The sequence below is a fragment of the Micrococcus sp. genome (genome assembly GCF_030523875.1).
Lineage (GTDB): Bacteria > Actinomycetota > Actinomycetes > Actinomycetales > Micrococcaceae > Micrococcus.
This window is the reverse complement of the sequence record NZ_JAUNHR010000026.1, coordinates 15900-21323: the sequence shown is the minus strand read 5'-3', so window position 1 is coordinate 21323 and position 5424 is coordinate 15900. Positions and strand designations below refer to the sequence as shown.

The 5424-nt window shown below is 75.8% G+C and carries 4 protein-coding genes; all 4 read right to left on the bottom strand.

Annotation, left to right across the window (positions count from 1 at the left end; all coding sequences use genetic code 11):
- Positions 1 to 6: 6 nt before the first annotated feature.
- On the bottom strand, positions 7 to 996 hold the full coding sequence (gene rlmB / locus Q4D18_RS05265; protein WP_303126355.1) for a 23S rRNA (guanosine(2251)-2'-O)-methyltransferase RlmB: 990 nt from the start codon (positions 994 to 996) through the stop codon (positions 7 to 9).
- 117 nt (positions 997 to 1113) lie between these two features.
- Positions 1114 to 2568, bottom strand: a complete 1455-nt coding sequence (cysS, locus tag Q4D18_RS05260) for a cysteine--tRNA ligase (protein WP_303126354.1) — start codon at positions 2566 to 2568, stop codon at positions 1114 to 1116.
- A 96-nt stretch (positions 2569 to 2664) separates the two neighbouring features.
- On the bottom strand, positions 2665 to 3993 hold the full coding sequence (ispF, locus tag Q4D18_RS05255) for a 2-C-methyl-D-erythritol 2,4-cyclodiphosphate synthase (RefSeq protein ID WP_303126353.1): 1329 nt from the start codon (positions 3991 to 3993) through the stop codon (positions 2665 to 2667).
- 156 nt (positions 3994 to 4149) lie between these two features.
- Positions 4150 to 5205: a hypothetical protein gene (locus tag Q4D18_RS05250; protein WP_303126352.1), complete on the bottom strand. Its 1056-nt coding sequence runs from the start codon at positions 5203 to 5205 to the stop codon at positions 4150 to 4152.
- Positions 5206 to 5424 lie beyond the last annotated feature (219 nt).

Sequence of the window (5424 nt, the reverse complement as noted above, 5' to 3'; positions counted from 1 at the left end):
GCGGAGTCAGCGCCCGCCGGCGCGCCCCACCGCGATCTCGTAGAGCGAGATGCCCACGGCCATGGAGGCGTTGAGCGACTCCATCTCCGACTGGATCGGGATGGACACGATCTGCTGGCAGTGCTCGCGCACCATGCGGGACAGGCCCTTGCCCTCGGCCCCCACCACCAGGACCAGCGGCTCCGTGGCCAGCGCGAGGCCGGGCAGCGAGACGTCGCCGCCGCCGTCGAGCCCGAGGACGAAGTACCCCATCCGGTGCAGGTCCACGAGCGTGGAGTTGAGGTTGCCCGCCTGGGCCACCGGCACGCGCGCAGCGGCACCGGCGGAGGTGCGCCAGGCCGTCGCGGTGACGCCCACGGAACGCCGCTCCGGGACGATCACGCCGTCCGCGTCGAACGCGGACGCCGAGCGGATGATGGCGCCGAGGTTGCGCGGGTCCGTGATGCCGTCCAGCGCGATCAGCAGGGGCGCGGTGCGCAGATGCCCCTTGGCCTGCTTCTCGATGGTCTCGCGGCCCAGCTCGAGCGCGTCCGCGTACCGATACGGCGGGATCTGGAGCACCAGGCCCTGGTGCACGGCCTCGCCGGAGAGCCGGTCCAGCTCCGGCTTGGTGGCCTCGAGCACGGGGATGGACTCCTCGGCGCACAGGCGCAGGACCTCCTTGACGCGGTCGTCCACCTCGATGCGCACGGCCACGTGGAGGGTCTTGGCCGGGATCCCGGCGCGCAGGGCCTCGAGCACGGGGTTGCGGCCCGAGACGGTCTCGTCCGTCAGCTTCACGCGGCCGCGCACCTGGTCCCGGGCGGGGCCGCGCTTGGCGGCCGAGCGCTCGGCGAGCTGCTTGGCGCGGTGCGCCTTGTGGTAGACGCGGTCCTCGGCCTTGGGCGTGGGGCCGCGGCCCTCGAGCGCCTTGCGGCCGTGGCCGCCGGTCCCCTTCTGGGGGCCCTTCTTGCCCTTGGGCTTGCGGGATCCGCCGGAGCGGGGTGCGGTGGACATGAGGGGACTCCTGGGAGGACGGGGACGGGGGGCGGGGCGCCGGCACGACGACGTCGGCCGCTCCGCGGATCAGGCCCAGTCTAGGCGGGCCACCCGGCAGGACGCGGGCCCCCGCCGTCAGTCGGCCAGGTGCCAGGCGGCGCCGTCGGCGCCGTCCTCCACCACGACGCCGGCCGCGGCCAGTGCGTCCCGGATGCGGTCCGCGGTGGCCCAGTCCTTCGCCGCCCGCGCCTCGGCGCGCGCCTCGATCTGCGAGCGGACCAGCGAGTCGAGCGCCGCGGCCTCGGGGCCGCCTCCGGCGGCGCCGGCCTCGGGCACGTCGTCCAGCCCCAGCACCGCCGTCATGGCGGCGACCTCGACCAGACGGGCCCGGGCGGCGTCGTCGTCCCCGACCGCGAGCGCGGAGTTGCCGGCGCGGACGGCCTCGTGCAGGGCCGCGAGCCCCTGGGGGACGGCGAGGTCGTCCTCCATGGCGGCGCGGAAGGAGGCGGGGACGTGCTGCGCGAGCGGGGCCGTGAGCTCGGGGGCGCCGTGGGCGGCCGTGGCGCGCTGGACGAAGCCCTCGATGCGCTCGACGGCGGCCTCGGCCTCCTCGAGGGCGCCGGGGCGGTAGTCCAGCTGCGAGCGGTAGTGGGCCTGGCCCAGGAAGTAGCGGACGGCCTTCGGGCGGGCCATCTGGAGCATCTCCTCGGGGGAGATGGTGTTGCCCACGGACTTGGACATCTTCTCCCCGCCGTAGGTGACCAGGCCGTTGTGCAGCCAGAAGCGGGCGAAGCCGTCCCCGGCGGCCGCGGACTGGGCCAGCTCGTTCTCATGGTGCGGGAAGCGCAGGTCCAGGCCGCCGCCGTGGATGTCGAACTCCCCGCCGAGGTACTTGGTGGACATGGCCGAGCACTCCAGGTGCCAGCCCGGGCGGCCCGCGCCCCACGGGGAGTCCCACACGGCGGTGGCCGGCTCGCCGGCCTTGGCGCCCTTCCACAGGGCGAAGTCGCGGGGGTCGCTCTTGCCGCGCGGGTCCGCGTCCGGGGCGTCCTGCATGTCCTCCACGCGCTGGCGGGTGAGCTCGCCGTATCGCTCCCACGAGCGGACGTCGAAGTACACGTCCCCCGAGCCGTCCTGCGCCGGGTAGGCGTGGCCGCGCTCGATGAGCCGCTCGATCAGAGCGAACATCTCCGGGACGTGGCCCGTGGCGCGGGGCTCGTAGGTGGGCCGGCGCACGCCGAGGGCGAGGTAGGCGGCGTCGAACGCCTTCTCGAAGCGGAACGCCAGCGCCCACCACGGCTCCGCGGCCGGGTACAGGTGGCTGGCCTCGAAGCCGTCCGCGTGGGAGGCGGCCGATCGGTCCAGGATCTTGTCGTCGATGTCCGTGACGTTGCGGACGGACGTGACGCGCAGGCCCGTGGCCTCGAGCCAGCGGATGAGCACGTCGAACACGATCGCGCTGCGCACGTGCCCCACGTGCGGCATCCCCTGCACTGTGGCGCCGCAGTAGTACACCGACGCCTGGCCGGGCACGAGCGGGACGAAGTCCCGGATCTCGGCGGTGCGGGTGTCGTAGAAGCGCTGGGCCATGGGGGCGCTGTCCTTCCGGACGGTCGTGGGACGGGGACCCGCCCAGCCTAGTGGCTGGGGCCGGGCCCGATCGGGCGGCGGGGTCAGGCGCAGTGGTCAGGCGGAGGGGACGACGAGCGCCGTCGCGAGCCCGACGAGGCCCTCCTTGCGGCCGACGAAGCCGAGCCGGTCCGTGGTGGCCGCCGAGACGGACACCGGGGCGCCGCCGAGCGCCGCGGACATCGCGGCCTCCATCTCCGTCCGCCGTGTGCCCACCTTGGGCCGCGGCGCCACCACCTGCACGGCCACGTTCCCGACGGCGAAGCCCGCCTCGGCGAGCAGGCCGAGCACCTCGCGGAGCATGTCCGCACCGGAGGCACCGGCCATCTCCGGCCGCTCCACGCCGAACACGGCGCCCAGATCCCCCAGACCGGCTGCGGAGAGCAGGGCATTGCACGCCGCGTGCGCGGCGACGTCCCCGTCCGACGTGGCGGCCACGCCGCGCTCGCCGGGCCAGTGGACCCCGCCCAGCCACAGCGGGCGTGGGGCGTCCTCGGGGGCCCAGGCGTGCACGTCGGTGCCGATCCCGACGCGCGGCAGCGGCACGGCGGCGGAGGTGGAGGTGTGGACGGGCGCTGGGCGGGAGTCCGGCGACGCGGCGGAGGCGGGACCGCCGCGCTCGTCGAGGATGCGCGCGGCGAGGTCCAGGTCCCGCGGGGAGGTCACCTTGAACGCGGCCTCGTGCCCGGGGACCACCACCACGTCATGCCCGGTGACCTCCATGACCATCGCGTCGTCCGTGAGGGCGGCGGGGTCGGCGTGCGGGTCCGCGCGCACGGCCCGGTGCGCGGAGAGCAGCACGTCCAGGTCGAAGCCCTGCGGCGTCTGGACGGCGCGCAGCCCGGCGCGCGGCGGCGTCGCCGTCACCACGGGCAGCCCGTCCGGCTCCCCCGAGCCGGCGACCTGCTTGACCGTGTCCGTCAGCGGCACACCGGGGACCACGGCGGCGTGGTCCGCGAGCGCCCCCTGGACGGCCAGGAACACCTCGGCGGGGGCGAACGCGCGGGCGGCGTCGTGCACCAGGACCCGGCGCGGCGACGCGCCGACGGGGTGGCCGGCGTCGGCGAGGAGACGGTCCGCGGCCTCCACCCCGGCGCGCACCGAGTCGGCCCGCTCCGCCCCGCCGGGCACGCAGACCACATCGACGCCGAGGGCCGCCCGGTGGGGCGCCACGACCTCCTCGACCCGCTGCGCGTCCTCCTCGGCCGGCGGGACCAGGACGACGACCGCGTCCAGGCGCAGCCCGGCCTGACGGGCGTCCACGACGGACTCGAGGCAGTGGGCCAGCAGGGGGCGGCCGTCGGCCAGCGGGGCGAGGGCCTTGGGCACACCCGCGCCGAGGCGGGTGCCGGCCCCAGCGGCGGCGATCACGAGTGCGGTGGGCATGCGGCCATCCTAGGGACGCCGCTCCGGGCGCACCCCCGCCTCGCCTTTCCGACATCCTCCGACATCTCCTGCGCGGACCGCGTCGGAGATGTCCGAGACGGTCGGAAAACGTCCTCCGGCGACGGCAGTGGGGCAGGCAGGGGCAGCGGCCGCAGGTCAGGACTGCCGGGGGACGCCGTGCTGCTCGAGCAGACGCACCAACCGCTGCGGATGGCGCAGGTCCTCCCACGTCCAGCGCGGCAGCCCGTCCACCACGCGCAGCAGGGCGACCTCCCGTTCCTTCTCCTGACGGATCGCCCGCCGCCGTGCCGTCTCGTCCGGGTGCAGCGCGACGTCGTACTTCGTGATCCCGTCGAACTCCCCCGCCACGCGGACCTCCTCCCACCAGAAGTCCGTCCGACCGATGAACAGACCGTCGGCGTCCCAGTGCTCCCGCTGGACCTGGGGGCGGCGGAACCCGGCGTCCAGCAGGATCCCGCGGCTGAGGGACTCCCCCGCCGACTCGGACGACGGCTCCACATGGCCGAACGCCCTGGCCAGCCTCCGCCGGGACGCCGCCGAGGGCGCGTCCTGGGCTGCCTGTGCCGCCACCGCTGCCACCCGTTCCAGATCGCCCGTGCCGCATGCCGCCCACGCGTCCAGGACGGCGAGCGCCTCCCCGAGCGGCTGCTGGTCGGCGACCGAGCGGATCACGGTCTCCTCGGCGTCGACCCACACGGTCCCCACGGACGATCCGTCCGAGACCCGCACCTGCACCCGGATCGGCGGGGCCACGGCCGTCCACGAGCCGCGCGTGCGGCAGCGCAGACCCGGCGGCCGGGGGAGACCGGCCAGCGGACCTCTCCCGGCTCCGGCCACGAAGCACGACGACGTCGGCCGTCGCCCCCGATGTCCCGGCCGTCGCGGTCGGATCTCAAGGTCGGCGGGCAGGGTCGCCACCGGCAGGCCGTGCAGGTGCGCCGCGGTGAGACCGGTGAACACGACCCGCCCCGCCCGGGAGGCCTGGACGCCGACGGCGGTGAGGCGGTGCCGGTCCCAGACGGGCATGGCCCGCCAGAGGTCCGAGCGGCAGAAGGTCGAGGGCGCCAGCCGGACCAGGTCGCCGGCCCGCCAGGCCCGTTCGAGCCCGCGCGCGGCCGCCTCCGCGCCGTGTCGCGGAGGCCGCAGCACGGGGCCGGTCAGCGTTTCGAGGTCCTGCACGAGGGTCGTCATCGCCCCATCGTGGCGACGCGGGACGCTCCACGCGCCGCGGCAGGGCGGATCTGTGGAGGCGCCCGACATCGTTGTCACCGGTGCAGGAGTGGACGGGCGGAGACGGCGCCTCGGGGTGCGGGCCGACACGGCGGCGGGCCTGACGACCACGGCCGATCTGCGGTTTTCCGACCGTCTCGGACATCTCCTGCGCGGCCCGCGTCGGAGATGGACGAGACG

Coding starts and splice junctions, on each gene's coding strand:
- ispF (WP_303126353.1), bottom strand. CDS start 3,993: ATGCCCACCGCACTCGTGATCGCCGCCGCTGGGGCCGGCACCCGCCTC.
- cysS (WP_303126354.1), bottom strand. CDS start 2,568: ATGGCCCAGCGCTTCTACGACACCCGCACCGCCGAGATCCGGGACTTC.
- rlmB (WP_303126355.1), bottom strand. CDS start 996: ATGTCCACCGCACCCCGCTCCGGCGGATCCCGCAAGCCCAAGGGCAAG.
- Q4D18_RS05250 (WP_303126352.1), bottom strand. CDS start 5,205: ATGACGACCCTCGTGCAGGACCTCGAAACGCTGACCGGCCCCGTGCTG.